Below are 17,147 nucleotides of genomic sequence, written 5' to 3' on the forward strand. Positions count from 1 at the left end.
GGCTTCACATGTTAGCTACGTCTACACGAGGTAACCTCAATATTGATTTTTTGTGAGTGATAAATGTGACAATGATTCTATGAAGGATCTGGTGCTGGAGTACTAATGAGCATGTCGAGATTTAGAAAATGGATGTATTAGGAACAGACAACGACAGGCAGTTAACTAACAGTGGAACGTCTAGTTTAATGACAATTTGAAAGAATCTGACATGACTGTTTAATATGTCATATAGCTGAAGGGATCAGATTCTGGAAGTTTAAAATCAACTTTGAGTGATAGTTTGAATAAAAAATAGCGAGTCTCGCTCTCGCCAGAGTGGCGAAGAGCAAACGTTATATGGAAGGGTAGGTTTTAGAGTCGGTTTGTTTTTATTTGCGAATGTGACTCTATACGTCTGGCACAACTGAATAGAAATGAAATAGGAGGTAGCTCGAAATCTGTTTGTGATATTGATATAACTAACCACATACAGTATCCCTGAACACACGAATAATCATATGCTATTAAATAGTAGCAAAACAGCTAATAGGTAGTGGAGACGTTAGATATAGTGATGAAGAAGCACTAATTATTTGTATTTATACAGACAATATTTAATGTGTTTCATGCAGATTTTCATGACAGGAATTGTCAGCAAGGGCATTTAATATGCCACATGACTTCGCTGGAGTTTCACTATCGCATTTTTTCCGTAAAACGCTCAGATGTTTTTTTAACTGTTTCAGCTCTTTTATACGTGTTTCTACAGCCTGAATATGTTCATCTAACAGATCATCTACATCACCGCAGTCTCTGTTAGGTTCTTCCCAGTATTTAAGTAACGTTCGTACTTCATCCAATGTCATATCGAGTGTGCGACAGTGCAAAATAAACTGTAGGCGCTCAATATGACTTTTACGATATAAGCGATAATTTCCCTCACTACGGAAGGGCTCTGGTAATAGCCTTTCTTTTTCATAATAGCGAATGGTCTCGACTGTCGCACCTGTACGTTTAGCGAGCTCTCCGATTTTTATTAGCATAGCTTTCTCAACGTTATCTTAAAATTAAAACATTAAAGTAACTATAAGGTTTGGTATTACGAAAATCAAGTTTATACAGCCATATACAAGTGGCCTTGACTCTGAAGCCACTAGAGGGTTCACAATAGCGTTATCAAATGAATTCTTATAGTGAGGCAGTTGTTTATGCAATATCATATTGAGGGTATGGACTGTGCCAGTTGTGTCAGAAAGATTGAAACTGCACTAGCACGTATGCCGGGTGTTTCTGACATACAGCTTAATTTTGCTACTGAAAAGTTAGAGCTATCGCTTGCCCCTGATTCAGATACTCAGTACCGCGATATCGAAAAGACCATCAAGCGTCTGGGATTTGGTATATCTGCCACTACTGATCAAGCAAATGCAGCAGATAACGATAGTGACAATCAATTGAATACGCAGCAACAGCGTTGGTGGCAAACTAAAAAAGGTAAGCAGGTAATTGGTCTCGGCGTATTGATGAGCGTTGCCTACACGCTAGCACTAATCTTTCCTGATTACGGCACGTGGGTATTTGCTATTGCCGTCATTGTGGGTGTTTTCCCCTTCGCTCGAAAGTCTGTAGTTCTAGCGATGACTGGTAGTCCTTTTTCGATTGAAATGTTGATGTCTATCGCGGCAATTGGCGCGCTTATCATTGGTGAAGCTGAGGAGGCGGCGGCGGTTGTCTTTTTGTTCTCTGTCGGTGAATTGTTAGAAAGTGTGGCGGCTGATCGTGCCCGTGCTGGCATCAGAGCACTGGCATCATTGGTTCCCAAAACTGCGATTCTACTTGATGCACAAGGCAGGCAGCATACCGTTCCTGTAGGCTCGTTGCAGGTCGATGACTTGGTATTGATACGTCCTGGCGATAAAGTATCTGCTGATGGTGTTATTGTTCAAGGTAACTCTAGTCTAGATGATTCTCCAGTAACGGGTGAATCAATACCCGTTGCCAAGGCGATAGGTAATACGGTATTTGCAGGGTCCATCAATGTGGATGGAGCGCTGCAAGTCCGTGTACAAAAGACAGCTGCTGACAACACCATTGCACGCATTATCAATCTGGTAGAGCAGGCGCAAGCCTCTAAAGCCCCTACGGCGCGTTTCATCGAAAATTTTAGTCGTTATTACACACCAGCGGTGATGGCTATCGCTGCACTGGTTATCCTTGTTCCGACGCTAGCGATGGGAGGTGAATGGTCGACGTGGTTATATCGTGGTTTTGCACTATTGCTAATCGCGTGTCCTTGCGCGCTTGTACTATCCACTCCAGCAGCCATCGCGTCAGGGTTGGCTGTCGGTACACGCCGCGGTTTACTGATCAAAGGTGGCAGCGCTTTAGAGACTATGGGTCGTGTGAATGTCGTCGCTTTTGATAAAACGGGCACATTAACTGAAGGTAAGCCTCGAGTTACCGACGTTATTGCTTTTACACAGAAGCGCCCAGACCAAGAATATATAGGATATGAAAATCAGAGTAAGCTGCTGGCAATTTTTGCTAGTGTTGAATCCGCCTCTAGCCATCCGCTTGCCAAAGCTATTATTGATCATGCTAAAGCTGCTCAGATATCTATACCAGTGGCTTCCAAGGCTTATGCTACTGCGGGAAAAGCAGTACATGCAACGGTAGACGAGCGTCCTTTAGCCATTGGATCACCAGTCTATGCAACTGAGAAAAGCTTGCTGTCAATGGACCAACAGGCAGACATTGAGGTATTGCAAAAGGCAGGCAAGACTGTCTCAGTTTTGTTTGACGAGCAAAGCGATGAAGTGCTTGGGTTGATAGCGTTACGAGATGAGTTGCGAGATGATGCTAAGGAAGGGGTGGCTCAGCTCAAAGCGATGGGTGTGCGTTCGGTTATGCTGACAGGTGATAACCATCTGACCGCACAAGCGCTTGCACATCACTTAAATATAGAATGGGAAGCTGAACTTTTACCTGAAGACAAACTACGTTCGCTCAATGAGATGAAAGATAATAGTAAGATAGCGATGATTGGTGATGGTATTAACGATGCGCCAGCATTAGCAACAGCAGACGTGGGCATCGCCATGGGTGGTGGTACGGATGTGGCTATCGAAACAGCTGACATAGCATTGTTAAAAAATCGTGTCACAGACGTTGCTCATCTCATTGCACTATCGCGTGCAACCATGGCCAACATACATCAGAATGTGGTTTTCGCTCTAGGGCTAAAGGCAGTATTTCTAATCACTACTTTACTAGGTATTACCGGACTTTGGATCGCTGTGATAGCGGACACTGGTGCAACGGTGCTAGTGACTCTCAATGCTTTGCGCCTGCTAAGGTTCAAAGGAGCTCAACCACTAAACGCTCTGTCCAAAACAAAGTAAGTATGAAGTTCTTGTTCAAAAGGCTGTTTGATTCTCTGTTGTTATAACTAAGCGTTTCGCCGTTAAGGTTTTGGTTTAAAAGGTTTTGAGAATTGAAGGATTAAAAAACCAACAACTGACAATATAATAGCAATCTCATAGCGACCATAAGCCACTGATATTCCAATGGCAGCTGTATTCCACAATCCAGCCGCAGTAGCAGTACCTTTCGCGCCATCTTCATTCTTGAAGATGGCGCCACCACCAATAAAACCCATTCCAGTGATTATGCCGTACATAATTCTAGCCTCAGCATCGGCCTCTTGATAAATATCCATGCCAACTAGCATAAAAGCACACGAGGCTATGGTCACCAAAGGAAAAGTCCTTAAACCTGCACCATTATCTGCAAGTTCACGGTTGAGAGCGATTGGTAGTGACAATATAAAAGCAATACCTAATTGGAAGGCATGATATAGCAGAACATTTAGACTAATATCGAAGTTAAACATAGTGGTAACTCATAAAGTATGGATGCCATGACTTACTTTAGAAAAATGTGGTAATACAGCGTCAACGTAGAAGGTGTTTGAACAGCCTGTAATAAGTATCAAGATTTTAATAGTCTAATATCAGTCGTTCCACTATAGCAATCTACAATTGTGTTAGATATTGATAGAGGTCGATCGCGACTTAGTTACCATAACTTTTTTAAGCAATCTAGAGTTGATTAAATAGTTATGAGTATAAGTTGATGTAAGCAAGAGTTTCTTCTATTGAGCTGTGCTGAAAAAACTGTACAAGTAAATTCGGTAAGCTAAGCATATTCACAGCATTTTATCATGACCAACGAAATCAAAACCTACAGTGCAGAATTCAAAGCTGAAACCGAAGTTGTCAAAAATATAGCAGATAATAATGGCGATATTTCAGCTACTGCAAGGCAACTTGGCATCGCTATGTAAATACTATCGAACTGGCATAAAAAGCCAATCAAAACAAGCTTGGACGGACTGAGTAGTACGGTCTATAGTTTATGGCCGTGATGGAAGAGAGCAAGCGCCTCAAACGACAGATAAAAGTTACCGAGGAAGAACGAGGAATATTGAATGAATAGGGATAGGGCGAAGTGCTGCTTCGCCCCGACACAAGATGAGAGCTATGCTCGCAGTGAAACGAACATTCAAAAGATTTTAGGCTATAGATCGCCAAGGCAGATGCGGTTTGACTTTCATTGTCGGGCTGCGTAACTAAAATTTCCAAGTTTAACTCTACGGAATTGATTGCAAGGCTAAACAACCCCTTCCATAGTTCAGATACTGGTCTGTCTTTCTAAAAAGACCCAAATATAGTGCCGAGTATGATAACAAGAATGAGAGCAATTAAAGGAATGATCACAGCAGTAGCAAATATGTCTTTGTAGGACTCTCTATGAGTCAAACCACAGATAGTTAGCATTGTTATTATTGCCCCATTATGTGGTAATGAATCCAAACCGCCAGAGGCCAAAGAAGCAATACGATGCATTAATTCGGGGTCAATATTATATTGTTCCGCCAGTTGCATATAGCTTGCACCCATAATTTCTAGCGCTATCCCCAATCCACCTGAAGCTGATCCAGTAATACCAGCTAAAACGTTAACCATAATCGCTTCTGATATAAGAGGGTTTCCAGGTGAAATGCCCATAAGAGATTGTTTGATAATAGCGAAACCTGCAAGAGTAGCAATCACAGAACCATAGCCTACTTCTGAAGCTGTATTAAAAATAGGTAGTAAAGATCCGGTAGCGCCTTTGTTTAGGCTTTCTGCCACACTATCTATTCTTTTGAAACTCGAAGCAATAACAAACACACAAGCTAAGAATAACGATAAAATAATGGCCCAAATACCAATAACTGAACTTAACGTTACACCACCAAACTTTTCGTCAGCTAAATAACTATTGTTCCATAACGGTATTATAATTTTTGAAAAAGCATAGTTACCTACTATCACAATGAGAATAGGAGATAATGCGAGCCAAAAATTGGGTATATCGATACCTGAGTGAGGTTCTTTTTCATTTAGCGTATGATTTCCATACCCTTCATTATTCGCACTTGCAATACGTGTTTGGCGATTCATCCACAGCATACCTCCGCCTAGCATAACTATCGAGGCAATAATTCCTAAACCAGGAGCTGCAAATGCATCGGTCTCAAAATAAGGCATCGGTATAACATTATGAATGGCAGGTGAACCTGGCAATGCGGTCATGGTCAAGGTTAGCGCGCCAATACAGATCGCTCCGGGTATCAGTCTTTTAGGTATGTTTGTTTGCTTAAATAGGGCGGCAGCAATGGGATATATTGCGAAAGTAACGACAAAAGCTGATACACCTCCATACGTCAAGATTGAACAGGCTAAGACTACGGCCAACAAAGCATGTTTGTCTCCCAGTTTATCCACTATGTTACGTGCGATGCTATAGGCGTAACCAGAATCTTCCATCAACTTGCCAAAAATAGCACCTAAGATAAATAGCGGGAAATATTTCACAGCAAAGCCACCAAGCCCCTGCATAAATACTTCAGTATAAATACCCATAGTTTGACTACTATCGCCACTTAAAACAACAGCTAAAATAGCGAGTAAGGGCGCCAAGACTAATACGCTGACACCTCTATAGGCAAAATATATTAAGAGTGACAAAGACAAAAAAATAGCAAAAATGCTCATAATTTCAATTTCCTTCCATGGAAAAATACGCTGTAAAATTAAACTCTGTGAGTAAGATAATGCTTCTGGTAAACAGAATTTAGTCTAGTTATTATTTGATAAATTTTTTTATAATTTTCTCAGAAGTTGCTATTTAGATTGGAAAATATCGTAGCGAATGACGAAAAAAATGAAAGTACTTCATGTCATAGCGTAAAGGCTCTCTGATAGCTAACTATTCCTCAGACATAGCATTAGGGCTAGTGCCTATAATGTTTACAGCGATATATACGACTCGACTTATTCTCGATATAAAAGAGCACTCATAGCATCAAAAATATATAACTGGGGCTTTATCATGCAAGTCAATACTGTTTGAGCGGTACTTGAAGAGTTTTAACTTGTAAGAGATAATTAACTGAATTATTGTTCATAGTAGCTATCCTTAGCATGAACGAAATATGACTAATGCAACTGCTATAGCAACGTGATGTGCAAACACTAAATGGTTAGCCATTGTTTGAATATAGTTTCATATAAAACGATACATTATGTATCGATTTAAAATCTAACAGAGATATAAATAAATATCAACTATTAAACCTTAGCAGTCATTAGATAGTCTCAGTGGTTTACTGTTAAAAATAAGACGTACTATAGTGCAGCGATCGTAGAGACGATTTTGATAAACAGATGATGCGATGACAAGTGTGCCATGAGTAGGGGCAAGCGACGCAATAGCTTGGTATTTTCAGAGTCGTTACTTGATGATTAGAGATAACATTATAAATATTAAACCACTTTAATAAAGTCTAATAATTAAAAGCTGATTGCATAATCATGACTATGATTCGATGTAAGCAGGTATTTTTCTCTACAGCACATATTTCACGGACAAAAAAACCCCAATCTTAAGATTGGGGCTTTTCGAATCTGGTAGGCGTAATCGACTACTTAAGACTCAGAAACCACAGCATAACGTTCGTTACGGTGTTCAGGCTGCTCAATCTCGTCAAGCATAGCAATAGCAAAATCAGCATAGCTGGTATAAGCCTCACCTTTGCTATTTACTAAGGCCACATCGGTACCCGTATCATAACGGCCTGTACGCTTACCTTCTGCATCGAATAGACCGCAAGGGCTGAGATAGACCCAATTCAAATCTGATGTACTTTGAAGCTCTTCCAAATTTTTGCGCATCTGTAATGCCGTATCTAAGAACTGAGCAGGGAAGCCAGCCGATTCATGAACACGCTCGCTGCGACTCTCATCAGTGAACAAGCTACCACCGCTACCGACAACAACAAGGCGAGTATTGGGTTGGCCTTTTAGCGCCTCAATCAATACATGACCTGCGCTTGCGTGTTGCTCTTCCGTACCAAAAGTCGCATTAAACGCATTAACCACCACATCGTATGGCGTCAAATCTGTAGTGGTCAATGCAAATATATCTTTTTCGACCACGGCGATCGGTCTTTCTTGTGCCAGTTTTTCTGGACTACGAACAATAGCGGTAACACTGTGGCCGCGATCTAAAGCTTCTTTCATAACCAAACGTCCAGCCTGACCTGTAGCACCGATAATTGCAATTTTCATAATATATTCCTATTTATTAGTAATGAGTATTGAAATGTTGAGGTTAGTATTGAAACCAATATTCAATAATAACTTAACCTGTAACCATTTAAGTTACAGGTATGATAAAATGAAGACTCATTAAAGTCAACTAGTAATCTTCATTGGACAATTATTGTCTTTTTATAAATGTGTTTAGACCGTAAAATGTTAAAACTAGTGAGTTGCTCAAAATGTTACTCTGTAGATTATTAAACAAACAAGTAGGAAAGAGAGGCTATGTCTATTACGACACGTTTTTCAGTCGGGATTCATATCTTGGCGGTATTAGATATCTATCAAGATGAGGTAACGTCATCAAGCTTTATTGCCTCCAGTGTTAATACCAATCCAGCGGTGATTCGTAAGATCATGAGTCTATTAAAAGCAGCAGGACTGATTCATACACAAGCTGGGGTTGCTGGTGCGCGTTTAACGAAATCACCAGAGCAGATTCCACTATTAGCGGTATATGATGCGGTATATGCAGACAATAAATCGCAAGCGTTGTTTGATGTGCATCAAGATACCAGTGAGCGCTGTTTGGTAGGAATGCATATTCAATCAGCAATTAATCCGATCTTGCATCGGGTAGAAGATGCTTTAAGAGAAGAGCTAAAAGGTTCAACGCTTGCGGATGTGATTGAGCAAATACGCAGTCAAGAATAAAGGTTTTTGGGACATGATTTATGATTTTTCATAAGAAAGATTTATAGGAAGAATTGTGCTGAATAAATCTTATAAAAGGCAACTATAGGTTAGGACTTATAGAATTTTTTTAAGCTTAAAATCACAACAGGAATCATTAATACGATAATAATGAACCGCCTCGGGATTGTCGGAGACTTATTTAGTTAGGTCAGCGTTTACCATTACATTGGAATATGTTCCCATAACGGTGGTTGTGGTAAAGGGTTTTGAGACAGAAAACTTAATTCGTAATAGAAAGTTTCTCATCTGTAATCAGCATTATATGCACAAAAAAACATAGTAGCGGTGAGTGCTGCGACTTGTTCGTTTGATCTCTATGATCTTAACTAGCAATACCGATATGAATAGCATTTATGGATTCATCAGATTACTGCTCAAAAAGGATAAAGAGAAAAACAATAAGAAATAGGCGCTGTCTTAGAATTTGAAGTAGAGGTCAAAAAAAGGCCTTTAATTTTAATAGTTTTTAAGGGGTTGTCACCATTTGGTCACCGTCACTTTTTTAGATGATGTAGCGCTGATTGCATAATTATGACTATGATTCGATGCAAGCAAGCATTTTCACTCTACAGCCCATATTTTACGGAAAAAAAAGCCCCAATCTTAAGATTGGGGCTTTTCGAATCTGGTAGGCGTAATCGGATTCGAACCAACGACCTCTACCATGTCAAGGTAGGTCGACCAAAGTATATTTTATGACATTATCCTACATACACTTATATATATAGCCTGTAGTAATTATAAGATTAAATAATCATGATGTAAATTATAATAGGATAAAATTTAACTCGTATTTGGTCACTGTATTTTTATAGTATTTTTACCTCTACTCAAGCCTCTCTTAGAACAAAAAATATGTGTGTTCGTTGAGAATCTATTCTTATTGCATCTACTATTGTAGTGACCTTTGCTGAAGCTGCTATTTTCTATAATCTCAGCCCAACCACCATACAAAACTGGAAGAAACGTGTTCATAGCAAAACGACAAGGCAAACCAAACCCTATGAAATACCTGATGACCTGCTACTTAATGATGTCAAAGAACATCCTGATGATTACCAGTATGAGCGAGCTCGTCGCTTAAAATGTAGTAAAACAGCAGTTTATCACGCCTTAAAGCGCCTTGGAATCAGTCAAAAAAAAGATCTTGGAACATCCAAAAGCCTGTCCGATAAAAAGAGCGATATATCAGAGTAAGCTTGATAGCTTTCTGCAGCAAGGCTATCCCATTGTGTATATGGACGAAAGTGGCTTTGAGGCGGAAACCATTCGCCCTTACGGATATGCACTGATAGGCAAACCTTGTATTGATAGTTACAACTGGCAGGCAAGAAAGCACATTAATGTCATTGGTGCTCTTTATGAAAAAATGCTATTTGCGCTTGATTACTTTGAGACCAACATTAATAGCAGCATATTTTATCATTGGTGCAAACACACATTGATCCCAAGTCTTAAAACAAAATGCATGATCGTGATGGACAATGCTAGATTTCATAAGAACAAATGCATTCAAAAACTCCTGAATAGGCATGGCCATCGTATTCTTTGGCTGCCGCCTTACAGTCCTGACCTGAATCCGATCGAAAAGAAATGGGCACAGGTGAAGTTTCTACGCCAAGGCTGGATGCAAAATGACTTATCTAAATTATTTTATGATATTTGTCCTGGCCATAACAGTTCTATTTTGAACTGACTATATTTGTAATGATTATAATAATTTAAAAAAATATTGTCATATTTCAGGTTTTCTAGATACTGTTGTCAGTATCATAATATAAAGGGACGCATAAATAATGATTGAGTCAAACTATAAAAAAGTTACCGTGTGGACAGTTGTCAATTTACTCGTTCTTTTTGCCACTTTAGCAGTCAATTATCTAGGATCGTCTGGATTTTTCAATGGCATGGGGCACGCGGCTGTCTCAGAGAAATATAAAACGCTTCTTACCCCGAATGGTTTCGCTTTTTCAATTTGGGGCGTCATTTATACTCTTATATTTGCAACACTTGTGACTCTTTTTTTAAAGAGAAAAGATCCAGCAGTCACTAAGATTATTGCACGAATATCTGGGTTGTTCGTTATCAGTAGTTTATTTAACATGGCATGGATCGTCGCTTTTTCTTATGAGAGAGTAGGGCTATCGACTATTTTTATAGTAGGTATATTAGTGTCTCTAATGACTATTGTGCATAGAACCTATAACGCGCGAGTTGGTATGGTATCTACTTTAGCAGGAACAGCTTTTACCCTTTATGCTTCTTGGGTGTTTGTAGCAACTATTTTAAACAATGCTATATTTTTAGTTCAGCAAGGAGTAGATGGCTTTGGTATTTCCAGCTCAGTTTGGACGATTGTAGTATTGATATTTATAGTCGCTGTCGTTGTAAGATACGTAATGCGCTATCGCAATGCAGTCTTTCCTATTGCAGTGGCTTGGGCATATTTTGGTATCCATAGCTCCTACGCTAACGGTTTAATTGCGCCCTCGATGGCATGGATAATTCAGCTAGTTTTACTTTTTGGAATTGCGGTACTTATCGCTTTATCGTGCTATACCTTTGTTAAAAACAGCTATTCTATCTTTCCACCTACTAAAGCATAATAATTTTTTGCTGCTATTATGTGTGACAAAGCTCCATCACCCTATAAAACAATAATGGAAATTGTTAGCTGGTTATTTTATTAGTAGCCTTTTTCGGAGCAGGTCTACTAGTGTCTTATTTCATTTGTTTGAAACTCTTTTGATAAGCACTGAGCTGATCGATAATGCTTAACAAGTTAGCTTGTTGCTGTTTTGCTTGAGCAATCTTTTTGGAAATTACATCCATTTGCTTATCAATATCGAGAGTGCCATCGTAATAATCATTCAACCAGACTTTGAGTTCGTTAAGATTAAAACCGACAGCTTGTGCATTTTTGATCAGGTCGATACGCTCGACACATTCCGGATGAAACTCAGTGTATAGACGTGAACCTGCTTGGCGCTTTTGGGATCTTAGTAAGCCCATATCATGATAATGGCGCACAGTGTCTTTGGTAGTATTGGCTTGTAAGGCTAAACGACCTATTAGTAAATATGACGTGTCAGCTATCATGGAATTACCTATAGAAAGTAGAGGTGATGCTCTTTAAACTAGATGTAAAAATGTTGGTTATATTAAGCAGACAATCAACCAATACCAAACAGTATCCTTATAGCCCATAATATAATGAACGCCGTCAAAATACTGGTTATAATCACAAAAGCACACGTAGTTTTAGCGTGTTTCCTCATCATTTAATCGTGTTCCAAGTCATATCAATAGAATATAAGAGCATTAATTTTTAACATATGAGAGCATATCAAAACGTTTTTAACGTAAGTATGTAAGTGTCTCGTTGAGCCAATATTATTAGTTCGACTTACAAATAGAGCAGCTCTTCTTTTGAAGAGCTGTCCAGTAAAAGCAAATATGTCAGTTATCGTTCTATAAAGGCTATTTCACCAGCTCAGCATCAAGCCAAGCAAGCGCCTCATTTTCCTGATCGGCAGTAAAGGTTTTGATGTCCACTTGTGGAAATACTGGATTTGCCGTTTCAACGATTTTGTTTATCCAGTTAGGTGCGCCAACGATAGCGTAACGCTCGACTTTATTCATCGCATCAATTTTCATTGACAGTAAACCGCTACTTTGTATAAGAATAGAGGGATCGAAACCATCGAAATTTTTCATTCGAGCCATCAATCTTACTTTGTCATGACCGCTAAGAAATTTCTCAAGTTTTTTCGTAATGCTCGGCATCTCATTTGCAGACAACACGCCATCAATCTCAAAAGCAAGCACGTCATCTTTGTTGGTAGGCAAGAAGCGGATAGCCCCTTCTTTACTTACAGGCTGCTCAATCTTTTCTGCTGCCCAGCTCAAAGCTTCTTCTTTTTTACTCGAAGGAAATACTTTCATCTCTATGGTAGGAAAAAACCGATCTGTTACTGAAATGACGGCTTCTGGCCATTCTTTGTCAGATATAAAAGCACATTTATTAAGCTGCTTGATATGACTAAAAAGCTCCATATCCGCTTTAGTGCCTTCTACTATCGAATTTGCAGTCATGTCGGTGAGGTTTGTAATATCGACGTAGAGGCCAATGTGGTCATAGGCTTCTAGTTTCTTTTCAAGAACCTTGCGATACTCTTGTAGACCTTCACCCGTTAGTGTGCCATCAAGAGATAGCGCGATCACATGGTCTGGAGCAGTTATTTGTTTTAACATAATTTCATCCTTATATTATATTTATCAACTTTCAAGTTTTGCAAAACCTCGCGGACGCTTCTCAATAGCTGTCTGCTAAAGGTTTTGTCTATAAACGCTCAGGTGAGCGAATGCTTTTACTAAGTAGAATATTACTCCTACTCATTGTTTGCTTTTTTTGCGGCGGCTGCTTCCAGGTCAGTCTTTTCTGGCAGCACAACCAATTTAGCCAATTTTGGCTTCATCCATATTTCAAAATCTTCAATCAACTCATATACCACTGGTACTAATACGAGCGATAGCAATGTCGAGCTGATGAGTCCGCCTATAACCGCAATGGCCATAGGCGCACGGAATTCTGACCCTTCGCCCAGTGCTAGGGCAGTAGGAACCATCCCTGCGGCCATTGCTATCGTTGTCATCACAATTGGACGTGCACGTTCACGGCAAGCCGAGAGTAATGCTTCTCTTTGTGAAGCGCCTTTGTTTTCAGCTTCGATGGTAAATTCGACCAATAAGATAGAGTTTTTGGCTGCTAGACCCATAAGCATTAATAAGCCAATCAAGGCCGATAAATCAAGCGAACTACCCGCTATCAATAGACCCAAAAATGCACCTGCTAGTGATAAAGGTAATGCCGCCAAGATTGTAATTGGCTTAAAGAAACTTTTGAATAACAACACCATTACTCCGTAAATCAAACCAATACCAGCAAGGATTGCAAAGCCAAAGCTAGCAAAAAGCTCATTCATGGTCTCACTCTCACCAAAAGCTGGTTGAGTCACGTCAGATGGCAAATTCTTAAGAGCTTCTAACTCGTTAACGGCAGCCGTCGCCTCTCCTAAGGTGACACCATTGAGCTGTGCCTCAATCGTTGCACGGCGTTTACGATCATAGCGGTCAATGCGTGACGCTCCAGGCTGAAAACTGATATCAGCAACTGCCGACAAGGGTACCGAGGTACCATTGGATGTTGGTATCTCTAGATTTCCGATTGTTGTTAAGTCTGTACGGGCACTATCAGGCAAACGCACTCGAATAGGTAGGCGCTGATCACCAGTATTGAATTTCGCAGTATTAGAATCTACATCGCCGAGAGTGGCGACACGAATAATTGAACCAAGCGTACTAGAAGTTATACCGAGACGAGCTGCTTCAGAGGGCTTAGGTGTTATGATCAGCTCAGAGCTCGGTCTTGGTGTGACTTGGTGCACGTTGCTAAGCTCATTAAGACCTCGCATTTCGCGTTCAAGCTTGAGAGCCGACTCAGACAGTGCATAGGCATTCTCACTGGCTAAGACAATTTGTAGCGTCGTACTACCACCGCCACCTGCCTGACCAAACCCAATACGTACGTCAGGGACACTTAGTAATAAAGCATCTAATGAACTCTGGAAAGACTGGGTCGATTGAGATCTATCTTCGTTAAGCAGTACAGTTGCTTGTCCAGAGCCTACATCCCCATTACTCGAACTTGAGCCGATAGAGGTAAATACTGCTTTGACATCACCTAGATCCAGTAGTTTGTCTGTTAGGACGTCATTACTACGGCGCATGTCTTCTAAAGTGGCACCAGGTGCGCCTTCTATTGAGAGTTGCACGATACCGTTGTCTTGTGGTGGCGTCACGCCAGTTGGTAGTAATGTAGCTAAAAAGACAGAGCCGCCAAGTAATAGTCCTGCTAGTCCAAGTGATGTCCAGCGGTATACAAGTGCAAGATCAAGAACTCTACGATAGAGACCTTTAAAAGGTTTTGGTTTGTGCGGCTTTGTCGATGGTTTTAACAAATATGCCGCCATCAATGGAGTCAATAGGCGTGCCACTAATAGCGAGAACAATACTGAAATAGCGACGGTAAAACCAAACTCTTTAAAAAACTGCCCAGCGAAACCACCCATCAAGGATACTGGCAAAAATACGACAACAATCGTTGCTGTCGTCGCCACGACCGCAAGTCCAATTTCATCAGCACCTACTAACGATGCTTCATATGGACTTTGACCTGTTTCAATACGTTTTTGAATATTCTCGACTTCAACGATAGCATCATCAACCAAAATACCGATGACCAATGTCAAAGCAAGTAGGGTGATCATGTTTAAGCTAAAACCCATCCAGCTCATTACTGCAAAAGTAGGGATGAGAGAAATGGGCATTGCTGCAGCGGCAATTAAGGTTGCACGCCAATTGCGTAAAAACAAAAACACCACGATAGCAGCAAGCAACATGCCTTCTATTAAGGCACTTAAAGTAGCAGTAAAGCTATTTTGAGTACTGGTTGCCGTCGACACAATGCGTTCAAACGTCACATCAGGATAGTCTTCTGCTAATTGTTTGGTCGCATTAGCAATTGCTTCTGCAACCGCCACATCAGAAGCGGCTTTGGTTTTTTTAACTTGGAAACCGACAACTGATTGACCGTTTAGTGAGGCAAAACCGCGTCTTTCGGCTGCGCCACTAGAAACGGTAGCAACATCAGATAGCTGAATGGTGTTACCACTGACACTAGGAATAACCAAGTCGTTTAATGCTTGTACAGACTCAGCAGCACCCAATACGCGTACTGTTTGTTCTCGTTCACCGATTTCAGAGCGTCCACCAGGTACGTCAGTACTTGACGTACGTAATGCATCGTTGATATTGGGCGCTGTCAAACCTAATGCTTGAAGGCGACTGGGATCGAGGGTGACGTTAATCTCTCGGTTAACACCACCTACCAGATCAACTTGTGCCACCCCTTCTTGGGTAATCAAATCGCGTGCAACTGTATCTTCCACAAACCAGCTTAGCTCGACATCGGTCATGGTTTCAGTAGATACGGCATAGGTAACGATAGGTGCTGAGTCAACATCAAAGCGTTGTACAATAGGTTCTTCAATACTGTTAGGAAGGCTGCTTCTGATACGATCAATGGCTGAACGGACTTCATCTGTTGCTTCTTGTGGATCTTCGCCAATTTCAAACTCGATAGTACTTGATGAAACACCCTGTGTGACAACGGACTGCACATGTTTGACGCCAGAAACATTAGACACTGCGGCTTCAACGGTTCGGGTAATCTGAGTTTCAACTTCGCTTGCTGCTGCGCCTGACAGTGTCACGTTTACCTGCACAATTGGAAATGAGACGTCTGGATAAAGTTTAATAGGTAGCGCACGGTAACCACTCAGCCCTGCAATGATGAGTACAATAAACAAAAGGGCGACTGGGATCGGGTTACGAATTGCCCATGCTGAAATGCGCAAGTTCATGAATTCACCTTTGTGTCTGAGTCAGCATTGTCAGATATATCATCAGGTGTACTTGCTTTGCTAATTGGTTTAACTGGGTCGCCATCAAGTAAGAAAGCGCCGCCCCCTAAAGCGACACGGGTACCTACCGCTGGTCCTTTTTTTATTTCAACAAAACCATCATTTCGAGCACCCGTCTCTATTGAGACGCGACGCGCTAGATTATTGTCATCAATAACAATTAATAACGAACCGCTGGCCTCAAACTGCACCGCTTTTTCAGGTACTGCAGGAACTGGTGTAGAGACTTGCCCAAAAACAACTTTTGCATAACCACCGGCTCTTAGTTCAGGGTGAGTCAAAAGTTGCACCCGCACACGACCAAGTTTCGTTTGTGGATCAATGCGAGGGGATAGTAGTCTTACTTTACCTTGTAACTCAGTGCTTGAGGGCAATATTACTGTTGCTTCTTGACCAACAGTAATATTAGCAAGGTCATCTTCCGGTACTTCTGCATCCATTTCGATCAAACTGTTACTAGCAAGGCGAAACATTGGTTGAGATTGACCTGAAACATCGCCAAGGCGTACTTGACGCTCAAGCACGAATCCATCAACTGGAGCACGTATTTCCATACGTTGCTTCTGTGTTTGTAATTCATTCAGCTGGGCCTGAGCGACATCAACACCAGCCTCTGCATTCTCTGCTTTGGCAACTCTAGTGGCGATCTCTTCCTCCGAAAAGGCGCCTATATCCTCGTAACCTTTAAGACGATCAGACTCAGCACGTGACTGGTTTGCAGTGGTTTTTGCTTGAGAAAGACTGGCTTCAGCTTGAGCAATCTTAGCTAACAGCAGACTTGGATCTAGACGCGCCAACACTTGGTTTTTTTTAACGGTTGCCCCCTCATCGACCAATAATTCGGCAACTCGATAACCTGATATCTCGGAACCAACAGCTACTTCTTCACGTGGCAACAGTAATCCAGAAGCAGTCACACTTCCCGTCATAGGGCGCAGCGTTATAGAGTCTACGCTAACTGTTCTTGTACCCAGCTCTTTAGTATTGGTTTCAGGGACATTTTCTTCTTTTGAACACCCTACCAGGAGGATCATCACGAAACTGAAGGGTAGAATCCAGTATTTAATATTCATTGTAATTCTCTATATATTGCAGCGTAATAAGGCACACTCTATTGATTACCTTGTGGTACTTATGGAAGCTTTACTAAGCTTTAAGGCACACCAAACTGAGATATTATTTGTTGCCGTATACACTATGTCCGTTAGATAATAAA

General features: G+C 40.9%; 13 protein-coding genes, 1 tRNA gene and 1 pseudogene. 6 read left to right on the forward strand and 9 right to left on the reverse strand.

Going from position 1 to position 17,147, the window contains the following annotated elements; translation table 11 throughout:
- Nucleotides 1-596 precede the first annotated feature (596 nt).
- Nucleotides 597-1,025 carry a Cd(II)/Pb(II)-responsive transcriptional regulator gene (cadR, locus tag ACT3QR_RS06515; RefSeq protein ID WP_444520572.1) on the reverse strand — a complete coding sequence of 143 codons (429 nt, stop codon included), beginning with the start codon at nucleotides 1,023-1,025 and terminating at the stop codon, nucleotides 597-599.
- 165 nt (nucleotides 1,026-1,190) lie between these two features.
- Here cadR and ACT3QR_RS06520 point away from each other — a divergent pair, with 165 nt between their 5' ends.
- Nucleotides 1,191-3,383 carry a heavy metal translocating P-type ATPase gene (locus ACT3QR_RS06520; protein ID WP_444520573.1) on the forward strand — a complete coding sequence of 731 codons (2,193 nt, stop codon included), beginning with the start codon at nucleotides 1,191-1,193 and terminating at the stop codon, nucleotides 3,381-3,383.
- A 62-nt stretch (nucleotides 3,384-3,445) separates the two neighbouring features.
- Here the strand turns inward: ACT3QR_RS06520 and ACT3QR_RS06525 are convergent, their stop codons facing one another.
- The gene (locus ACT3QR_RS06525; RefSeq protein ID WP_444520574.1) at nucleotides 3,446-3,874 is read right to left on the reverse strand and encodes an MgtC/SapB family protein; all 429 of its coding nucleotides are present in this window, start codon (nucleotides 3,872-3,874) and stop codon (nucleotides 3,446-3,448) included.
- Between the two features lie 330 nt (nucleotides 3,875-4,204).
- Between ACT3QR_RS06525 and ACT3QR_RS06530 the strand changes: the two are divergent.
- Nucleotides 4,205-4,476: pseudogene (locus tag ACT3QR_RS06530) on the forward strand (transposase); the annotation flags it as partial.
- A gap of 218 nt (nucleotides 4,477-4,694) precedes the next feature.
- Here ACT3QR_RS06530 and ACT3QR_RS06535 read toward each other — a convergent pair.
- Both ACT3QR_RS06535 and ACT3QR_RS06540 read right to left on the reverse strand, forming a co-directional pair.
- On the reverse strand, nucleotides 4,695-6,086 hold the full coding sequence (locus ACT3QR_RS06535; protein WP_444520638.1) for a GntP family permease: 1,392 nt from the start codon (nucleotides 6,084-6,086) through the stop codon (nucleotides 4,695-4,697).
- Between the two features lie 930 nt (nucleotides 6,087-7,016).
- Nucleotides 7,017-7,658, reverse strand: coding sequence for an NAD(P)-dependent oxidoreductase (locus ACT3QR_RS06540; RefSeq protein ID WP_444520575.1), 642 nt, complete (start codon nucleotides 7,656-7,658; stop codon nucleotides 7,017-7,019).
- 258 nt (nucleotides 7,659-7,916) lie between these two features.
- On the opposite strand from ACT3QR_RS06540, the gene ACT3QR_RS06545 reads away from it, so the two are divergent.
- Nucleotides 7,917-8,345: an Rrf2 family transcriptional regulator gene (locus ACT3QR_RS06545; protein ID WP_444520576.1), complete on the forward strand. Its 429-nt coding sequence runs from the start codon at nucleotides 7,917-7,919 to the stop codon at nucleotides 8,343-8,345.
- Between the two features lie 668 nt (nucleotides 8,346-9,013).
- Here ACT3QR_RS06545 and ACT3QR_RS06550 read toward each other — a convergent pair.
- Nucleotides 9,014-9,105, reverse strand: a tRNA-Ser gene (locus tag ACT3QR_RS06550).
- A 182-nt stretch (nucleotides 9,106-9,287) separates the two neighbouring features.
- On the opposite strand from ACT3QR_RS06550, the gene ACT3QR_RS06555 reads away from it, so the two are divergent.
- The 3 genes from ACT3QR_RS06555 (at nucleotide 9,288) to ACT3QR_RS06565 (ending at nucleotide 10,993) form a co-directional block, all read left to right on the forward strand.
- Nucleotides 9,288-9,584, forward strand: a complete 297-nt coding sequence (locus ACT3QR_RS06555) for an IS630 transposase-related protein (protein ID WP_444520577.1) — start codon at nucleotides 9,288-9,290, stop codon at nucleotides 9,582-9,584.
- Complete coding sequence (locus tag ACT3QR_RS06560; RefSeq protein WP_444520578.1) at nucleotides 9,535-10,083, forward strand: IS630 family transposase; 549 nt, start codon at nucleotides 9,535-9,537, stop codon at nucleotides 10,081-10,083. The genes ACT3QR_RS06555 and ACT3QR_RS06560 overlap by 50 nt, the downstream gene beginning before the upstream one ends.
- 100 nt (nucleotides 10,084-10,183) lie before the next feature.
- Nucleotides 10,184-10,993, forward strand: a complete 810-nt coding sequence (locus tag ACT3QR_RS06565; protein WP_444520579.1) for a hypothetical protein — start codon at nucleotides 10,184-10,186, stop codon at nucleotides 10,991-10,993.
- Nucleotides 10,994-11,108: 115 nt separating this feature from the next.
- Here the strand turns inward: ACT3QR_RS06565 and ACT3QR_RS06570 are convergent, their stop codons facing one another.
- The 4 genes from ACT3QR_RS06570 to ACT3QR_RS06585 all read right to left on the reverse strand — a co-directional run bounded on the left by ACT3QR_RS06570 (nucleotide 11,109) and on the right by ACT3QR_RS06585 (nucleotide 16,965).
- Nucleotides 11,109-11,486, reverse strand: a complete 378-nt coding sequence (locus ACT3QR_RS06570) for a MerR family transcriptional regulator (RefSeq protein WP_444520580.1) — start codon at nucleotides 11,484-11,486, stop codon at nucleotides 11,109-11,111.
- 381 nt (nucleotides 11,487-11,867) lie between these two features.
- Nucleotides 11,868-12,641 carry an STAS/SEC14 domain-containing protein gene (locus ACT3QR_RS06575; RefSeq protein WP_444520581.1) on the reverse strand — a complete coding sequence of 258 codons (774 nt, stop codon included), beginning with the start codon at nucleotides 12,639-12,641 and terminating at the stop codon, nucleotides 11,868-11,870.
- A 137-nt stretch (nucleotides 12,642-12,778) separates the two neighbouring features.
- A complete protein-coding gene (locus ACT3QR_RS06580; protein ID WP_444520582.1) occupies nucleotides 12,779-15,871 on the reverse strand; it encodes an efflux RND transporter permease subunit in 3,093 nt (1,030 codons plus the stop codon).
- Nucleotides 15,868-16,965, reverse strand: coding sequence for an efflux RND transporter periplasmic adaptor subunit (locus ACT3QR_RS06585; RefSeq protein WP_444520583.1), 1,098 nt, complete (start codon nucleotides 16,963-16,965; stop codon nucleotides 15,868-15,870). The genes ACT3QR_RS06580 and ACT3QR_RS06585 overlap by 4 nt, the downstream gene beginning before the upstream one ends.
- Nucleotides 16,966-17,147: the final 182 nt, after the last annotated feature.

This window comes from Psychrobacter sp. AOP7-B1-25, assembly GCF_052376195.1.
Classification (GTDB): domain Bacteria; phylum Pseudomonadota; class Gammaproteobacteria; order Pseudomonadales; family Moraxellaceae; genus Psychrobacter.

Bases quoted from the DNA above. Each gene is read 5' to 3' on its own strand.
- ACT3QR_RS06570 (WP_444520580.1), bottom strand. From the start codon at position 11,486: ATGATAGCTGACACGTCATATTTACTAATAGGTCGTTTAGCCTTACAA.
- ACT3QR_RS06585 (WP_444520583.1), bottom strand. From the start codon at position 16,965: ATGATCCTCCTGGTAGGGTGTTCAAAAGAAGAAAATGTCCCTGAAACC.
- ACT3QR_RS06545 (WP_444520576.1), top strand. From the start codon at position 7,917: ATGTCTATTACGACACGTTTTTCAGTCGGGATTCATATCTTGGCGGTA.
- ACT3QR_RS06580 (WP_444520582.1), bottom strand. From the start codon at position 15,871: ATGAACTTGCGCATTTCAGCATGGGCAATTCGTAACCCGATCCCAGTC.
- ACT3QR_RS06565 (WP_444520579.1), top strand. From the start codon at position 10,184: ATGATTGAGTCAAACTATAAAAAAGTTACCGTGTGGACAGTTGTCAAT.
- cadR (WP_444520572.1), bottom strand. From the start codon at position 1,025: ATGCTAATAAAAATCGGAGAGCTCGCTAAACGTACAGGTGCGACAGTC.
- ACT3QR_RS06575 (WP_444520581.1), bottom strand. From the start codon at position 12,641: ATGTTAAAACAAATAACTGCTCCAGACCATGTGATCGCGCTATCTCTT.
- ACT3QR_RS06525 (WP_444520574.1), bottom strand. From the start codon at position 3,874: ATGTTTAACTTCGATATTAGTCTAAATGTTCTGCTATATCATGCCTTC.
- ACT3QR_RS06520 (WP_444520573.1), top strand. From the start codon at position 1,191: ATGCAATATCATATTGAGGGTATGGACTGTGCCAGTTGTGTCAGAAAG.
- ACT3QR_RS06540 (WP_444520575.1), bottom strand. From the start codon at position 7,658: ATGAAAATTGCAATTATCGGTGCTACAGGTCAGGCTGGACGTTTGGTT.